The 15,872-nt window shown below is 72.8% G+C and carries 16 protein-coding genes; 5 read left to right on the top strand and 11 right to left on the bottom strand.

The genetic code is table 11. The features are described 5' to 3' along the window. Nucleotides 1–99: 99 nt before the first annotated feature. The 5 genes from AC07DW_RS23105 to AC07DW_RS23085 all read right to left on the bottom strand — a co-directional run bounded on the left by AC07DW_RS23105 (nt 100) and on the right by AC07DW_RS23085 (nt 5,327). On the bottom strand, nt 100–1,215 hold the full coding sequence (locus tag AC07DW_RS23105) for an LOG family protein (protein WP_478859571.1): 1,116 nt from the start codon (nt 1,213–1,215) through the stop codon (nt 100–102). 146 nt (nt 1,216–1,361) lie between these two features. Next, on the bottom strand, nt 1,362–2,534 hold the full coding sequence (locus AC07DW_RS23100) for a hypothetical protein (RefSeq protein ID WP_478859570.1): 1,173 nt from the start codon (nt 2,532–2,534) through the stop codon (nt 1,362–1,364). Then, the gene (locus AC07DW_RS23095; RefSeq protein WP_478859569.1) at nt 2,516–3,244 is read right to left on the bottom strand and encodes an ABC transporter ATP-binding protein; all 729 of its coding nucleotides are present in this window, start codon (nt 3,242–3,244) and stop codon (nt 2,516–2,518) included. The genes AC07DW_RS23100 and AC07DW_RS23095 overlap by 19 nt, the downstream gene beginning before the upstream one ends. 212 nt (nt 3,245–3,456) lie before the next feature. Further along, entirely contained in the window at nt 3,457–4,836 is a 1,380-nt protein-coding gene (locus AC07DW_RS23090) for an aspartate aminotransferase family protein (RefSeq protein ID WP_478859568.1), read from the bottom strand. Further along, nucleotides 4,821–5,327, bottom strand: coding sequence for an Lrp/AsnC family transcriptional regulator (locus tag AC07DW_RS23085; protein WP_126885454.1), 507 nt, complete (start codon nt 5,325–5,327; stop codon nt 4,821–4,823). Before AC07DW_RS23085 ends, AC07DW_RS23090 begins: the two co-directional genes overlap by 16 nt. A gap of 187 nt (nt 5,328–5,514) precedes the next feature. Between AC07DW_RS23085 and AC07DW_RS23080 the strand changes: the two genes are divergently transcribed. Together AC07DW_RS23080 and AC07DW_RS23075 are read left to right on the top strand one after the other, a co-directional pair. Continuing rightward, nucleotides 5,515–6,951, top strand: a complete 1,437-nt coding sequence (locus tag AC07DW_RS23080) for a gamma-aminobutyraldehyde dehydrogenase (RefSeq protein ID WP_478859567.1) — start codon at nt 5,515–5,517, stop codon at nt 6,949–6,951. A 106-nt stretch (nt 6,952–7,057) separates the two neighbouring features. Then, nucleotides 7,058–7,273, top strand: coding sequence for a hypothetical protein (locus tag AC07DW_RS23075; RefSeq protein WP_478859566.1), 216 nt, complete (start codon nt 7,058–7,060; stop codon nt 7,271–7,273). 112 nt (nt 7,274–7,385) lie between these two features. Here AC07DW_RS23075 and AC07DW_RS23070 read toward each other — a convergent pair whose 3' ends face one another. Continuing rightward, nucleotides 7,386–9,305, bottom strand: coding sequence for a serine/threonine-protein kinase (locus tag AC07DW_RS23070; protein ID WP_478859565.1), 1,920 nt, complete (start codon nt 9,303–9,305; stop codon nt 7,386–7,388). A 105-nt stretch (nt 9,306–9,410) separates the two neighbouring features. On the opposite strand from AC07DW_RS23070, the gene AC07DW_RS23065 reads away from it, so the two are divergent. Further along, entirely contained in the window at nt 9,411–9,944 is a 534-nt protein-coding gene (locus AC07DW_RS23065) for a hypothetical protein (protein ID WP_478859564.1), read from the top strand. Here the strand turns inward: AC07DW_RS23065 and AC07DW_RS23060 are convergent. The 4 genes from AC07DW_RS23060 to AC07DW_RS23045 all read right to left on the bottom strand — a co-directional run bounded on the left by AC07DW_RS23060 (nt 9,919) and on the right by AC07DW_RS23045 (nt 12,776). Beyond that, nucleotides 9,919–10,083, bottom strand: a complete 165-nt coding sequence (locus AC07DW_RS23060; protein WP_478859563.1) for a hypothetical protein — start codon at nt 10,081–10,083, stop codon at nt 9,919–9,921. The genes AC07DW_RS23065 and AC07DW_RS23060 overlap by 26 nt on opposite strands. 175 nt (nt 10,084–10,258) lie before the next feature. Continuing rightward, nucleotides 10,259–11,044: an SAM-dependent methyltransferase gene (locus AC07DW_RS23055; RefSeq protein ID WP_478859562.1), complete on the bottom strand. Its 786-nt coding sequence runs from the start codon at nt 11,042–11,044 to the stop codon at nt 10,259–10,261. Further along, nucleotides 11,041–11,751 carry a glycerophosphodiester phosphodiesterase gene (locus AC07DW_RS23050; RefSeq protein ID WP_478859561.1) on the bottom strand — a complete coding sequence of 237 codons (711 nt, stop codon included), beginning with the start codon at nt 11,749–11,751 and terminating at the stop codon, nt 11,041–11,043. The genes AC07DW_RS23055 and AC07DW_RS23050 overlap by 4 nt, the downstream gene beginning before the upstream one ends. Further along, complete coding sequence (locus tag AC07DW_RS23045) at nt 11,751–12,776, bottom strand: adenosine deaminase (protein WP_478859560.1); 1,026 nt, start codon at nt 12,774–12,776, stop codon at nt 11,751–11,753. The genes AC07DW_RS23050 and AC07DW_RS23045 overlap by 1 nt, the downstream gene beginning before the upstream one ends. A 93-nt stretch (nt 12,777–12,869) precedes the next feature. Here AC07DW_RS23045 and AC07DW_RS23040 point away from each other — a divergent pair, with 93 nt between their 5' ends. Then, nucleotides 12,870–13,577 (top strand): DUF4190 domain-containing protein, encoded by a 708-nt coding sequence (locus tag AC07DW_RS23040; RefSeq protein WP_478859559.1) that lies wholly within the window; start codon nt 12,870–12,872, stop codon nt 13,575–13,577. Nucleotides 13,578–13,591: 14 nt separating this feature from the next. Here the strand turns inward: AC07DW_RS23040 and AC07DW_RS23035 are convergent, their stop codons facing one another. Then, nucleotides 13,592–14,149 (bottom strand): NADAR family protein, encoded by a 558-nt coding sequence (locus tag AC07DW_RS23035; protein WP_478859558.1) that lies wholly within the window; start codon nt 14,147–14,149, stop codon nt 13,592–13,594. A 175-nt stretch (nt 14,150–14,324) separates the two neighbouring features. Between AC07DW_RS23035 and AC07DW_RS23030 the strand changes: the two genes are divergently transcribed. Next, on the top strand, nt 14,325–15,830 hold the full coding sequence (locus AC07DW_RS23030) for a gamma-aminobutyraldehyde dehydrogenase (RefSeq protein ID WP_478859557.1): 1,506 nt from the start codon (nt 14,325–14,327) through the stop codon (nt 15,828–15,830). The last annotated feature ends 42 nt before the right edge of the window (nt 15,831–15,872 follow it).

Raw genomic sequence — 15,872 nt, 5'->3', positions numbered from 1 at the left:
GCCCTGCCGGGCCGCTCAGGCCCCAGCATCGGGCGCCCCCCGCAACAGCGCCCGCCCGATGGGCCATTCGGCTTCACACGGGACGGCCCGGGTGCGGGGTCACCGCTCGCTCAGCCGCCGCAGCGCCTCCGGGGCCTCGGCCACGCTGTCGACCAGGGCGATGCGGCTCTCCATGGAGCGGCCCGCCGCGAGGGACCGCAGCAGCGGCCAGGCCGGCAGGTGCTCGGTCCAGTGGTGCCGGTCGACCAGGACCATGGGGGTCGGCTCGCCGCGCGACTCGTAGTAGTTGGGGGTCGCGTTGTCGAAGATCTCCTGGACGGTGCCCGCCGCGCCCGGGAGGAAGACGACTCCCGCGTTGCAGCGGGCCAGCAGGCCGTCCTCGCGGGTGGCGTTGGCGAAGTACTTGGCGATGTGGGACGCGAACGCGTTCGGTGGCTCGTGGCCGTAGAACCAGGTCGGGATGCCCACCGAGTCGCCGCCTCCGGGCCAGCGGGACCGCACGTCGAAGGCCGCCCGCGCCCAGTCGCCGACGGAGGGGACGAACGACGGCTCCTTGCCGAGCAGCAGCAGCGCCTCCTCCAGCACGGCGTCGTCGAACGGCGCGACGTACGCGCCCAGGTTGGCCGCCTCCATGGCGCCGGGCCCACCGCCCGTCGCGACGGTCAGCCCGGCGCGGGCGAGACCGCGGCCGAGGCGGGCGGCGCCGGTGTACGCGTCCGTGCCGCGGGCCATCGCGTGGCCGCCCATCACCCCGACCACGCGCGCCCCGGCGAGGTGTTCGTCCAGCGCGTCGGAGACGGCGTCGTCGTGCACGGCCCGCAGCATGGAGGCGAAGATGTCGCCGTCCGCCTTCGTCCGCTGGAACCAGGCGTACGCGAGCGCGTCCGGCGTGCGCGCGTACCCCCGCTCGGCGAGGCCGGCGAACAGCTCGTCGGGGGAGTACAGCAGTCCGCGGTACGGGTCGAACGGCAGGTCCGGTACGGGCGGGAAGACGAGCGCCCCCTCGGCCCGCGCCTTCGCCGCCGCCTCCGGCTCCATACGGCAGCCGAGGAACACGGCACCCGTCGCGGGGAGGGCGAGCAGCGCGTCCGTGCGCTCCGTCAGGTCGACGGCCTGGAGCCGGTACCCGACGAGGCTGCCGCGCGCGGCCACCTCGTCGAACTCCTGGAGCGTCTCGATCTCTCGGTCGTGGCCGTGCCGGGGTGTGTGCGCCATGCCCGCCACGATAGCCACCCCCCTGGGGGCCGCCGCGGGCCCGGTGCGGCCACCGGGTCCGGACCCGTCGGCGGACCGGGCCGCCCGGTGAGCGCGCCCGGGCGTAACGGTTCTCCGGGGCGCGGCCGGGTCGTGGCCTCCGGGTCCTACCGACGCAGCGGCAGCGCCGCCAGCTCCGCGACCGCCCAGGTCAGGGGCGCGAACACGGCCAGTAGCGCCAGGGCCCGCATGCCCACGGCCAGCCGGAGCGTGGACGCCGAGGCGCCCAGCCGCAGCAGCGCGTCCTTCGTGGAGACGCGGGTCTGCCGGGACTCCAGCGCGGCGGTCAGCAGCGTCGCCGTGGTGCACGTCATGACCAGCGCCGCGCCCAACCCGGTCAGCGGGCCGAACGGCTGGGCGCCGCCCGGGCCGTACAGCGTCGTCGCCCCGATCGTCGCCGAGGCCACCGCGCACGCCACGCCCAGCGGGCGGCCGATGCGCCGCGCCTCGTCCATCAGCGCGCGGCCCGCGAGCAGGCGGGTCACGCCGGGGCGGAACGCCTGGAGCAGCCGCCCGGTCAGGTGCGTGAGCCCGGGCCCCGCGACGGCGAGGCCCACCGCGGTGAGCGCCCAGCCCGCCAGCACGCCCACCGGGCCGCCGCCGAGGCCGCCCGGCAGGGACAGGGCAGCGGCGCCGCCGCCCCGGCCCCGGGAGGCGTACATCTCGACCGCCACGCCCAGCGCGACCAGCGCCACGCCCCAGGGCAGCCCGCTCGGCGGGGCCGCCGGGGCGGGCTCGGCGGTGTCGGGGTCGTCGTCCAGGACCGCCTTGCGGCGCGGCCGCAGCGTCAGCGCGGCGGACGTGGACGCGACGACCGGCACGATGCCGAGCAGCGTCAGCGCGGCCGCCAGCGGCAGCGGCCGGCCCGCGCCCAGCAGCTCGGCGGACGCCCCGTCGAACGGCAGGCCGGTGAGGTCACCGCGCAGGTGGAGGAAGACGAGCAGGGCGACCATCGAGCCGAGGGTGCAGGACAGGGCGGTGGACGCGGCGGCGACCGCGGCGAGCCGGGCGGGGCCCAGGCCGATCGCCGACAGCCCGGGGCGCGGCCGGGTGGCCGGGTCGGTACGGGCGACGGCGACCGCGAAGTGCACGGTGGCGGCGAGCGGCAGCACGCACCAGGCCAGGCGGGTCAGGGCCGCCTGCGACTCGCCGGGGTGCCCGACCGCGTACCCGAGGGTGCACAGCAGCAGGAAGCCGACCCCGGCCGACGCGGCCGCGACGAGCAGCCGGCGCAGGAGCACCAGGGGGTGAGCGCCGCGGGCTAGACGGAGAGCGAGCACGCGTCGCGGCCCTCCGCTCCGTCGAGGCGCACCGAGTTGACCCGCCGCCCGTCGAGCAGGTGGGCCGTGCGGTCGGCGAGCGCCGCGACCTCCGGGTCGTGCGTGGCGAGCAGGACGGTGATCCGGTGCGAGCGGGCTGCGGCCGTCAGGGTGCGCAGCACCTGGGCGCCGTCGGCGCGGTGGAGGGGCGCGGTCGGTTCGTCGGCGAAGAGCAGCGACGGCATGGTCACCAGGGCCCGGGCGATGGCGACGCGCTGGCGCTGGGCCTGGAGGAGGGCGTGCGGGCGCAGGCGCGCGCAGTCGCCGGCGTCGAGGCGCTCCAGCCAGTCCAGGGCGGCGGACTTGGCGGCGCGGCGGGAGGTGCCGCGCAGCATCAGCGGCAGGGCGGTGTTCTCCCAGGCGGTCAGCTCGGGTACGAGGCCGGGCTCGGGGCCGATCCAGCCGAACCGGTCGCGGCGCAGCCGTTCGCGCTGGAGCGGGGTCATGGTGTGCACGGGGGCGCTGTTGAACCAGACCTCGCCGTCGCGAGGGACGAGCCGGCCGGACAGGCAGCGCAGCAGTGTCGTTTTGCCGCTGCCCCGCGGTCCGCTGACCGCGAGGATCTCGCCCTCGCGCACGCCGAGGGAGACGCCTTGGAGCGCGGGGGAGCCGTTGTGGGAGTGGTGCAGGGCGCGTGCCCAGAGCACGTCGTTGTCCGGCGGGGCCACCATGGCGTACACCTCGGTATCGGTTCTGATGTGTCGTTTCCCCGTACGTTGTTCCCCCGTACGGCGGAACGATGGTAGGGCGGATCGGTCACAGGAACCGTAGGTATTGGCGAGGCGGCTGTCCGGACAGCACACGGCCCGGGCCCGCCCATCTCACTCGGATGGGGCAGGACCCGGGCCGCGTTCAGCCTACGATCGGACGATCACGCCGAGGGTCACAGCTTCGTCCAGGCCTCGGTGAGGGTGGCCCGGAGGATCTGCTCGATCTCGTCGAACGTGGACTGGTCGGAGATCAGCGGCGGCGCCAGCTGCACGACCGGGTCGCCGCGGTCGTCGGCACGGCAGTACAGGCCGTTGTCGAACAGCGCCTTGCTGAGGTACCCGTACAGGACGCGCTCGGTCTCCTCGTCGTTGAACGACTCCTTGGTGACCTTGTCCTTGACGAGCTCGATGCCGTAGAAGTAGCCGTTGCCGCGGACGTCGCCGACGATCGGCAGGTCGTGCAGCTTCTCCAGCGTGGAGCGGAAGGCGCCCTCGTTGTCCAGGACGTGCTGGTTGAGGTTCTCGCGCTCGAAGATGTCGAGGTTGGCGAGGCCCACCGCGGCGGAGACCGGGTGGCCACCGAAGGTGTAGCCGTGCAGGAAGGTGTTGTCACCCTTGTAGAACGGCTCCGCCAGGCGGTCGGAGATGATGCACGCGCCGATCGGGGAGTAGCCCGACGTCATGCCCTTGGCGCAGGTGATCATGTCCGGCACGTAGTCGAACTTGTCGCACGCGAACATCGTGCCGAGGCGGCCGAAGGCGCAGATGACCTCGTCCGAGACGAGCAGTACGTCGTACTGGTCGCAGATCTCGCGCACGCGCTGGAAGTATCCGGGCGGCGGCGGGAAGCAGCCACCGGCGTTCTGCACCGGCTCCAGGAAGACCGCGGCGACGGTGTCGGGGCCCTCCATCAGGATCTGCTGCTCGATCTGGTCGGCGCACCAGCGGCCGTAGGCCTCCGGGTCGTCGCCGAAGATCGGCGCGCGGTAGATGTTGGTGTTGACCACCTTGTGCGCGCCGGGGACCAGCGGCTCGAAGGGGGCCTTCAGGCCCGGCAGGCCGGTGATGGACAGGGCGCCCTGCGGAGTGCCGTGGTAGGCGACCGCGCGGGAGATGACCTTGTGCTTGGTGGGCTTGCCCACCAGCTTGAAGTACTGCTTGGCCAGCTTCCAGGCGGTCTCGACCGCCTCGCCGCCGCCGGTGGTGAAGAAGACCTTGTTCAGGTCGCCGGGGGCGTGGTGCGCGATGCGCTCGGCCAGCTCGACGGCCTTCGGGTGGGCGTAGGACCACACCGGGAAGAAGGCGAGTTCCTGGGCCTGCTTGTAGGCGGTCTCGGCGAGCTCCGTGCGGCCGTGGCCGGCCTGGACCACGAACAGGCCGGCGAGGCCGTCGAGGTAGCGCTTGCCCTTGTCGTCGTAGATGTAGGTGCCCTCGCCGCGGACGATGGTCGGGACGGGGCTGTTCTCGTACGACGACATGCGGGTGAAGTGCATCCACAGGTGGTCGTAGGCGGTCTTGGAGAGGTCCTTGCTCACGGCTATCGGGTTCCCCACATATAGGTCTGCTTCTTGAGCTTGAGGTAGACGAAGCTCTCGGTGGAGCGCACGCCGGGGAGGGTGCGGATGCGCTTGTTGATCACATCCAGGAGGTGGTCGTCGTCCTCGCAGACGATCTCCACCATCAGGTCGAAGGAGCCCGCGGTCATCACCACGTACTCGCATTCGGCCATGGCCGTCACCGCGTCCGCCACCTGCTCCACGTCACCCTCGACGTTGATGCCGACCATCGCCTGACGGCGGAAGCCGACGGTGAGGGGGTCGGTGACGGCGACGATCTGCATGACGCCCTGATCGAGGAGCTTCTGGACGCGCTGTCGCACGGCCGCTTCGGACAGGCCCACGGCCTTGCCGATGGCGGCGTACGGACGGCGGCCGTCCTCCTGGAGCTGTTCGATGATCGCCAGGGATACGGCGTCGATCGTCGGTGACGATCCGTTCCCGGCCCTGGGGTCTGCGCTTCGACTGGCCACGCCTTCACTGTGCACCGAGTCTCGTCAGTCGCGCAACCCCAGACCGAGGATATCCGTTGTTGCGGAGATCGAATCCCACTGAATCCGAAGTTGTGGGACGTCGGCCCTGTCGGAATCGTCGCCTCAGCGACTAGGGTGGGCCTGTCCACCACGTGGACACCTGAGTCACCGAGCACCACGACACCGACAGGAGGGGTGGCAAGTGACCACCGAGCTGCGTCGTCTGCGCAACTACATCAACGGGGAGTTCCGGGACGCCGCCGACGGACGGACCATCGACGTGGTCAACCCGGCCACCGGCGAGGTGTACGCCACTTCTCCGCTCTCCGGCCAGGCCGACGTCGACGCCGCCATGGAGGCCGCCGCGGCCGCCTTCCCGGGATGGCGTGACACCACGCCCGCCGAGCGCCAGAGGGTGCTGCTGAAGATCGCCGACGCCTTCGAGGAGCGCGCCGAGGACCTCATCGCCGCCGAGTCCGAGAACACCGGCAAGCCGCTCGAGCTGACCCGCACCGAAGAGGTCCCGCCGATGGTGGACCAGATCCGGTTCTTCGCGGGCGCCGCCCGGATGCTGGAGGGCAAGTCCGCCGGCGAGTACATGGAGGGCCTGACCTCGATCGTCCGCCGCGAGCCGGTGGGCGTCTGCGCCCAGGTCGCGCCGTGGAACTACCCGATGATGATGGCCGTGTGGAAGTTCGCCCCCGCGCTCGCCGCGGGCAACACGGTCGTGCTCAAGCCGTCGGACACCACCCCGGCCTCCACCGTGCTGATCGCCGAGATCATCGGCTCGATCGTCCCCAAGGGCGTCTTCAACGTCATCTGCGGCGACCGCGAGACCGGTCGCGCCATGGTCGAGCACCCCACCCCGGCGATGGCCTCCATCACCGGCTCGGTACGCGCCGGCATGCAGGTCGCCGAATCCGCCGCCAAGGACGTCAAGCGCGTCCACCTCGAACTGGGCGGCAAGGCGCCGGTCGTCGTCTTCGAGGACACCGACATCGCCAAGGCGGTCGAGGACATCTCGGTGGCGGGCTTCTTCAACGCCGGGCAGGACTGTACGGCCGCGACCCGCGTCCTGGTGCACGAGTCCATCCACGACGAGTTCGTGGCCGCCCTCGCCAAGGCCGCCTCCGAGACGAAGACCGGTCAGCCGGACGACGAGGACGTGCTGTACGGCCCCCTCAACAACGCCAACCAGCTGAGCCAGGTCAGCGGCTTCATCGACCGCCTGCCCGCCCACGCCAAGGTCGAGGCGGGCGGCCACCGGGTCGGCGACAAGGGCTACTTCTACGCCCCGACCGTCGTCTCCGGCCTCAAGCAGGACGACGAGATCATCCAGAACGAGGTCTTCGGCCCCGTCATCACCGTCCAGTCGTTCCGCGACGAGGAGCAGGCCCTGGAGTACGCCAACGGCGTCGAGTACGCCCTGGCCTCCTCCGTCTGGACCAAGGACCACGCCCGCGCGATGCGCATGTCCAAGGCGCTCGACTTCGGCTGCGTCTGGATCAACACCCACATCCCGCTGGTCGCGGAGATGCCCCACGGCGGCTTCAAGAAGTCCGGTTACGGCAAGGACCTCTCGGCGTACGGCTTCGAGGACTACACGCGCGTCAAGCACGTGATGACCTCGCTGGGCTGACCCCCGCGCCACGGGCGGGCGGGCCGGGCGATCCCGGCCCGCCCGCCCGCCTTTCCGGGCGTGTCCCGGGCGTATGAGGCACCGCGCCACGGGTACCCGCAGGCCCATGAACGACAAGACGCCCCAGACACCACCGGAACGTGCCCGCGAGCGCGCGGAGGAAGAGCCCGGAGCCCACTCGGGCGCCGAGCGCCAGGCAGGCCACCGCACCGTCCCCGGCACGGCGAGCGCCGCCGAGGGCTACCGCCCCGGCGAGGGCACGGGCGGCGGCGAACCGCTCGAAGGGGTCCAGGCCGACGAGGACGACACCCCGGACCCGTGAATGCAGGCCGCCGCCACCGCCGCGTACCCGGCCGGCGCCGGGCTACCGGCACCGCGAACCGCCTGCCGGGGTGCCCGGCAGGCGGTTCGCGGTGCCGCAGTGAACCCCGTCGTCAGGGGGTGAAGCGGGTCAGCTCCTCCCGGCCGGTGCCCTTCGGGCGGTCCGCTCGGTCCACGTAGAGCTTTCCCTCACCGGCGGGGGTGATCACCATCGAGCTCCGCACCGGGCACGTGTTCCTGCCGGCCGTGAGCGGACCCAGGACGAGCCGGTCGCTGTGGGCGCCCGTGAGCGCCCCCTTCCATCTGCACTCCTTGAACGAGCCCGCGCCGATCGCCGTGACGACGTCCTCACCGACCGCCCCCTGCTCGACCGTCAGCCGGAGGCTGTTGGCGGCGGGCTCGGTCGGCAGGTCCCAGGTGCCCAGGAACTTCGGGTGGACGGCCGCCTTGCTGGTCTCGGCCGGCCGCAGCGTCGTGGAGGCGCCCGTCGACTCCCACAGCAGCGAGCCGTCCGGCTGCGCCTTGAGGGTCTGCCGCGTCGACGGCGGCGCGCAGTTCCTCGCCCCCGCCGGTACGCTCTTCGCCCGGGTGCCCCCACCCAGGACGATCTTCGAGCCGTCGGCGGACACCAGGGGGACGCGGTCCTGGCACAGCGCGTACGGGAGGGTGTACGTCACCGTGGCGACCACCTGGTCCTTCTCACCCTGGACGATGTCGAAGCGCCCCTGGAACTCACCCTCCGCGCCCGCCTTCATCACGCCCTCCCAGGCGCCGAGGTACGCCTCCGGCACGGCGCCCTCGATCTCGTGGAGCGCGGGCGTCTCCTCCTCCTCGGTGAGCAGACCGATCAGGAAGAGCAGGAAGACGCTCACCACCGGCAGCCCGACCACGATGCCCAGCACGATCAGCGCCACCCGCCCGCCGTTGCCCGGCCGGCCGGCGGAGGTGTCCGGAAGGCCCGTCGGTACGGAGTGCGGCATCGCGTACGCGTAGGGCTGGGGCGACGGCGGCGGAGTCCCGAACGCCGGGGGCGGGGTCCCGAACGCCGGCGGGGGCGTCTGGAAGGCCGTCGGCGCGTACGGCGGCCCGGGGTGCGGCTGCCGCGGCGCCGGGGCGCGCGCCGACGACGGCACCTCGGCGTCCAGCAGCCGGGCCGCCCGCTGCCCGAGCTGGGCGAGCAGCGCGCCCGGCAGCCAGGCACCGGCGGGTTCCGCGTCCCGGGTGGCCTCGATCAGCTCCGCGACCGAGGGCCGGCCGGCCGGGTCCTTGACCAGGCAGGCGCGGACCAGCCCGGCCAGCCTCTGCGGCACCCCCGTGAGGTCCGGTTCCTCCTGCACGATCCGGTACAACAGGCTGTGCACGCCGCTGTCGGCGCCGCCGAAGGGTGTACGTCCCGTCGCCGCGTACGCCAGGACCGCGCCCAGGCAGAACACGTCCGACGCGGGGGTGATGCTCTCGCCGCGCACCTGCTCGGGCGACATGAAACCGGGCGAACCGACGACCGCGCCGGTGCGGGTCCGGACGTCACCCGTGGCGCCCTGCGCGTCCAGGGCCCGGGCGATCCCGAAGTCGATCACCCGCGGACCGTCCACGGTCACCAGCACGTTGGACGGCTTCAGGTCCCGGTGGACCAGCCCCACGGAGTGGATGGACTCCAGAGCCTGCGACAGCCCGCTCGCCAGCGCGCGCACCGAGGTCTCGGGCAGCGGCCCGTGGCCGTCGCCGACGACCTCCGACAGGGACGGTCCGGGGATGTATCCGGTCGCCACCCAGGGCACGGTGGCCCCGGTGTCGGCGTCCAGCACCGGCGCCGTCCACCGGCCGCCGACCCGCCGCGCCGCGGAGACCTCCTGGGTGAAGCGCCGCCGGAACTCCTGGTCCTGCGCGAGCTGACCGAGGATCAGCTTCACGGCGACGGTCCGGCCGCCCTCGCTGCGGGCGAGGTAGACGCGGCCCATTCCTCCCTCGCCCAGGCGGCCGAGGAGCCGGTACGGCCCTATCCAGGAAGGGTCTTCCACGCTGATCGGTTGCACGTTCGGATCTTCGCACAGTCGGCGGGCCGGCCCGGTGCGGAGGGCGGGCGGACCGTACCGGGACCCCCGGTAAAAACGGTGTAAACCCCGGCGTACGCTGCGGACATGAGCGAGACCGGCGCCCTACTGCGGCGCATACGCGTGTGGTTGGTGTTCTTCATCGTCTGCCTGGTGCTGAGCGGGGCGACGGCCTTCCCGCTCGTCACCGAACTGCACCTCCTCGAAGACGCCCTGAACGGCTGGGCCTCCCCCGTCGCGGACGCCTTCCCCGCCCTCCAGGAGTGGATCGTCCGCGTCCGCGCCGGCGTCGACACCGCCGACCGGCAGTACCCCTTCCTCCTCTACGGGACCGACTGGCTCGCGTTCGCGCACCTCGTCATCGCCGTCGCCTTCTACGGGCCCTACCGCGACCCCGTGCGCAACGTCTGGGTGATCGAGTTCGGCATGATCGCCTGCGCCGGCATCATCCCGCTCGCCCTGATCTGCGGCCCCATCCGGGACATCCCCTTCCACTGGACGCTGATCGACATGTCCTTCGGGGTCTTCGGGGTGATCCCGCTGCTCGTCGTACACCGCATGATCAAGCGACTGGAGGCACTCACCGCGCCCGTGCTCAGCGTGCGAACGCTGCCCGTGTGATCCGCTCGGGCACCGGGTTCGTCCCCGTGCCCTTCGCGTCGGTGGAGTTCACCGAGTACACCGGGGTCCGGGACAGGTCCTCGGTCGCCGCGATCATCGTGTTGTTGCCCCAGCGGCCGCCGGACCGCAGCCACAGCACCCGGCCGTCGCCGGCCTCGTACGCAGCGCCAGACCCAGGTCCACGAGCTGCGGGCGCAGCGTCCGCACCGCCGCCCGCCGCCCGCCGGTCCGTCACCCGGCCCACGCACCACCGGTGCGCCACCCGGTCCGCCCCGCCCACCGGCGGGCCGGGGCCCGCCGGCCCGCCGCGCGGGTCACGGCTTGCGGGCGACCACGCCGAACTGCGCCACCTCCGTCGTCGCCGCGGACCGCCACGTCGCGCACGACACGATGCCCGGCTCCAGCACCTCCAGGCCGTCCACGAACGAGGCGAACTCGGCCCGGCTGCGCGCGGTGATGGGCGGCGTGGCGTTCTTGTTCCAGAACTCCATCGCCTCGGCGTTGCCCTCGCCGCCCAGCTCCAGCGTCGGGTGGGTCAGCACCAGGTGGCTGCCGGACGGCACCGCCGCCATCAGCGTCCGCACGATCGAACGGGCCTCGTCCGTGTCCAGCACGAAGTTGAGGATGCCGAGCATCATCACGGCGACCGGCCGGTCGAGGTCCAGGATCGGCCGGACGGCCTCCAGGATCCGGTCCGGGCGGTGGGCGTCCGCGTCGATGTACTCGGTCACGCCCTGCGCCGAGCCGGTGAGCAGGGCGCGGGCGTGCGTGAGCACGATCGGGTCGTTGTCGACGTACACGACCCGGGCGTCGGGCGCGATGCGCTGCGCGACCTCGTGCGTGTTGTCGACGGTCGGCAGGCCGGTGCCGATGTCCAGGAACTGCCGTACGCCCGCCTCACCCGCCAGGTACGTCACGGCCCGGCCGAGGAACGCCCGGTCGGCGCGGGCGACTTCGCCGATGCTCGGGAACATCGCGACGACCTGGTCGCCGACCTCGCGGTCGACCGGGTAGTTGTCCTTGCCGCCGAGCCAGTAGTTCCAGACGCGGGCGTTGTGCGCGATGTCGGTGCGGATTCTGCCTGTGCTGTCCGGGGTCACGTGCGGTTTCCCTTCAGTACGGCGCTCAGCGCGTCCACGCGGTTGGTGGTGATCGAGTCCACCCCGTCGGCGATCAGCCTACGCATGGTCCTGCGGGTGTCGGCCGTCCAGGCGGAGATCAGCAGCCCGTCCCGGTGGGCGCGGTCCGTCAGCGCCCGATCGACCAGCCCGAAACGGTAGTTGAGCCAGCGCGGTGCCACCGCGTCGAGCAGCACCGGGCGAGGCGGGGCGAGCGTGGTCCAGGTCAGGGCGATCTCGGCGCCCGGATCGGCGGCCCGGACCAGCAGCATGGCGGCGGCGCTGGAGCAGTAGTACACACGGTCGTTCGCGCCGCGCTCGCGGACGGTGCCGACGACGGCGCGCACCGACCGCTCGGTCGCGCCCGGCAGGTCGATCATCACCCGCCGGTCGCCGACCGCGTCCAGCGCCTCGCCCAGGGTCGGCACGCCCGCCGGGCCGGTCAGCGCGCGCAGCCGGTCCAGCGTGACCCGCTCCAGCGGCAGACCGGCACCCCACAGGCGCTTCAGCGAGTCGTCGTGCAGCAGCACCGGGACGCCGTCCCGGGTGAGCCGTACGTCGATCTCCACCGCGTCGGCGCCGCGCTCGAAGGCCGAGCGGAGCGAGGCGAGCGTGTTCTCGCGGACGCGGTACGGGTCGCCCCGGTGACCGACGGCGGTGACGGGCCGGGAGATCGGCGACGGGGGCATCAGCGGCGGAGCCACTCGGTGGTGTAGCTGTCGATCTCGGCGGCGATCCTGGCCTTGCCGGCCGGATCGAGGAACGACGCCTCCACCGCGTTCCTGGCCAGTGCGGCGACGCCCCGCTCGTCCAGGCCGAGGAGGCGGGCGGCTACCGCGTACTCGTTGTTGAGGTCGGTGCCGAACATCGGCGGGTCGTCGGAGTTGATCGTGACCAGCACGCCGGCGGCGACCATCTCCTTGAGGGGGTGCTCGTCGAGGTGCGCGACGGCGCGGGTGGCGATGTTGGACGTCGGGCAGACCTCCAGGGCGACGCGGTGCTCGGCGAGGTGCGCCAGCAGCCGGGGGTCGCGGGTGGAGCTGGTGCCGTGGCCGATGCGCTCGGCGCGCAGCTCGGTCAGCGCGTCCCACACGGTCTGCGGGCCGGTCGTCTCGCCGGCGTGCGGGACGGAGTGCAGGCCGGCGGCGATGGCGCGGTCGAAGTACGGCTTGAACTGCGGGCGGGGTACGCCGATCTCCGGACCGCCCAGCCCGAACGACACCAAACCCTCGGGCCGCAGGTCCACCGCGAGCCGCGCGGTCTCCTCGGCCGCCTCCAGGCCGGCCTCGCCGGGGATGTCGAAGCACCAGCGCAGGATGACGCCGAGCTCGGTCTCGGCGGCGAGGCGGGCGTCCTCGATGGCGGCCATGAACGCCTTCTCGTCGATGCCGCGCCGGGTGGAGCTGAAGGGCGTGATGGTGAGCTCCGCGTACCGGATGTTCTGCCGGGCCATGTCGCGGGCCACCTCGTACGTCAGCAGCCGGACGTCCTCGGGCGTGCGGATGAGGTCCACCACCGACAGGTACACCTCGATGAAGTGGGCGAAGTCGGTGAAGGTGAAGTAGTCGACCAGCGCCTCGGGGTCGGTGGGCACCCGGGAGTCGGGGTGGCGGGCGGCCAGCTCGGCGACGATCCGGGGCGAGGCGGATCCGACGTGGTGGACGTGCAGTTCGGCCTTGGGCAGCCCCGCGATGAAGGGGTGCAGGTCGGTCATCGGGGGGCCTCCGTGTACGGGTCGCTCGCCGGGCTGGTCAGGAATCATCGTAGGGCGGCCGTTAGCATGACCGGACACGATGGGGGAGGGCCCGTGCCAGAGACGAGCGACGCGAACGACCCGTGGGCTCCGCCCGGGAGCAGGCCGCCCCAGGACCGTGTCGAACCGCCGGCCCACCAGCCGCCGTCGCGCCCGCCGGGGGTGCACGACCAGCCCACGGTGACGTCGGTACCGGGCGCCGGGCCCGGCGGTGAGCTGCCGCCGCCCCCGATAGCCCCGGGCGGCCCCGCCCGGCCCGCACCGACCCCGTACGGCTACCCCGCCCCCCCGGAGCCCGCCGTGGCCTACGGCTACCCCGCCGCCACCCCGCCCGCCGGGGCCTACGGCTACCCCGCCACGCAGCCCACCGGGGCGTACGGGCACCCCGGCTACCCCGGCTACGGCACCTATGGAGGGCCCGGCTGGCAGCAGGCCCCGTCCAACGGCCTCGGTGTCACCGCGCTGGTCCTCGGCATCACCTCCGTGGTCCTCTTCTGCCTCTGGGGCCTGGGCGTCGTCCTGGGCGTCCTGGCGCTGGTCTTCGGCATCCTGGGCCGCAAGAAGGCCCAGCGGGGCGAGGCCGACAACCACGGCGTGGCGCTCGCCGGGATCATCCTCGGCGCGGTGGGCATCGTGGTCAGCGGCGCGTTCCTGGCGGCCATGATCTGGACGATCACGACCGCCGCCGACCGGTCCGGCCAGCGGGACGAGCGCGGCGGCGACCTCTTCGACACGTCCCTGGTGGTCACGCACCACCGCTGACCGGCCCCCGGGCGTCAGGGCGCGGCCGTGGCCGCCAGCGCCGCGCGGGCGTCCATCAGGGCGAAGCCCAGCAGGTTCAATCCCCGCCAATGGGCGGGGGACCCGGCCTTCGGGTCATCGGCGGCCAGGCCGATGCCCCAGACGCGGTCCACGGGGCTCGCCTCCACCAGAACCCGGTCGCCCGTCGACAGCAGGAACGCCCGCAGGCCGGGGTCCGAGGCGAACTTGTGCTCGCTGCCCTTCACGACGATCGCGAACCGCTCCCGCTTCCAAATCGTCTCGTCGAAGCCGCGCACCAGCCGGCCCGCGTTCTTCGCGAGCGCGGGGTTCGGCGCCTCGACGGCCTTCCGCTCGGCGTCCGCGTCGCCGAAGAGCCGGGCCTTGGACGCCATCATCCAGTGCTCCGCCGTCGCGTACTCCACGCCGTCGACGGTGAACGGCGACGGCCACCACTGGCTCAGGCAGTGCGCGCCCGGCGTCCCGTCCCGCTTCGGCGTGTGCCCCCAGAAGTGCAGGAATCTGACGCGCTTACCCGTGCTGACCTGCTCGATCAGCTCGTGGATCCGTTCCATGCACGCCAGTCTGGCAGCCACCACGGACACACCGTACGGAGATTACGGCGGCCACCCGACACATGGTCGACCGATTCCGTCGCGTAATCAAAAGGCAACAACGGAATCCCTTGTTGCTCCGCACCCCCTCTGTCAGGATCGGCACTCAATTCGAGCCGGGACAACGGAGAGCGTCATGGGCAACTCCTTCCAGGGACTCGACCGCTTCGCGGCCGGGGCGCAGTACATCGGCGGGCGACCGCGGCCCGGCACGTCGGGCCGGGCGCACACCGTCGTCGACCCCGCGACCGGGGAGAAGGTCCTCGACTACCTCCTCGCCTCCACCGCCGACGTCGACGACGCCGTCGCCGCCGCCCGCGACGCGCTGCCCGGCTGGGCGGGCGCGACACCGGGCGAACGCTCGGACGCGATGCACCGGTTCGCCGCCCGGCTGGCCGAGCTCGCGGAGGACTTCGCCCACGCCGAGTCCCTCCAGTGCGGCAAGCCCATCAGACTGACGCGCGAGTTCGACGTGCCCGGCACCGTCGACAACACGGCCTTCTTCGCCGGGGCCGCGCGCCACCTCCAGGGCCAGTCGGCCGGCGAGTACAGCGGTGACCACACCTCGTACGTCCGCCGCGAACCGATCGGCGTCATCGGGTCCATCGCCCCCTGGAACTACCCCTTGCAGATGGCCGCCTGGAAGGTCCTCCCGGCCATCGCCGCGGGCAACACCATCGTGCTCAAGCCCGCCGAACTCACCCCGCTCACCTCGCTGATGTTCGCGCGGGCCGCCACCGACGCGGGCATCCCCGACGGCGTCGTGAACATCGTCACCGGCGCCGGCAGGGACGTGGGGGAGCACCTCGTGGGGCACCCGGACGTCGCCATGACCTCGTTCACCGGCTCCACCGCCGTAGGCCGGCGGGTCGCCGAGATCGCCACCTCCACCGTCAAGCGTCTCCACCTCGAACTCGGCGGCAAGGCACCCTTCGTCGTCTTCGACGACGCCGACCTGGAGGCCGCGGTGCACGGCGCGGTCGCCGGCGCGCTGATCAACACCGGCCAGGACTGCACCGCCGCCACGCGCGCGTACGTCCAGCGCCCGCTGTACGAGGCGTTCGTGGAGCAGGTCGCCGACCTGATGGCGACCGTCCGCACCGGCGACCCGTTCGACGAGGACACCGACCTCGGCCCGCTCATCAGCCACGCCCAGCGCGACCGCGTCGCCGCCTTCGTCGACCGCGCCCGCGGGTACGCCACCGTCGTCACCGGTGGCGCGGCACCGCGCGGCGAGGGCGCCTACTACCGGCCCACCCTGATCACCGGCGCCGCCCAGGACAGCGAGATCGTCCAGGCCGAGATCTTCGGCCCCGTCCTCGTCGTCCTGCCCTTCGACAGCGACGAGGAGGGCCTGGCCCTGGCCAACGACACGCCCTACGGCCTCGCCGCCTCCGCGTGGACCCGTGACGTGTACCGCGCCGGCCGCGCCACCCGCGAGATCAAGGCCGGCTGCGTCTGGGTCAACGACCACATCCCGATCATCAGCGAGATGCCGCACGGCGGCTACAAGGCCTCCGGGTTCGGAAAGGACATGTCAACCTACTCCTTCGAGGAGTACACGCAGGTCAAGCATGTGATGTACGACAACACGGCGGTCGCCCGCAAGGACTGGCACCGCACGATCTTCGGGGACCGATAGCCCAGAGCGGTCCGCCCGACCAGCGGCCGCCGCCCCACACCC

It is taken from the genome of Streptomyces sp. NPDC045701, assembly GCF_056432045.1.
This window is presented reverse-complemented; position numbering and strand designations above follow the sequence as displayed.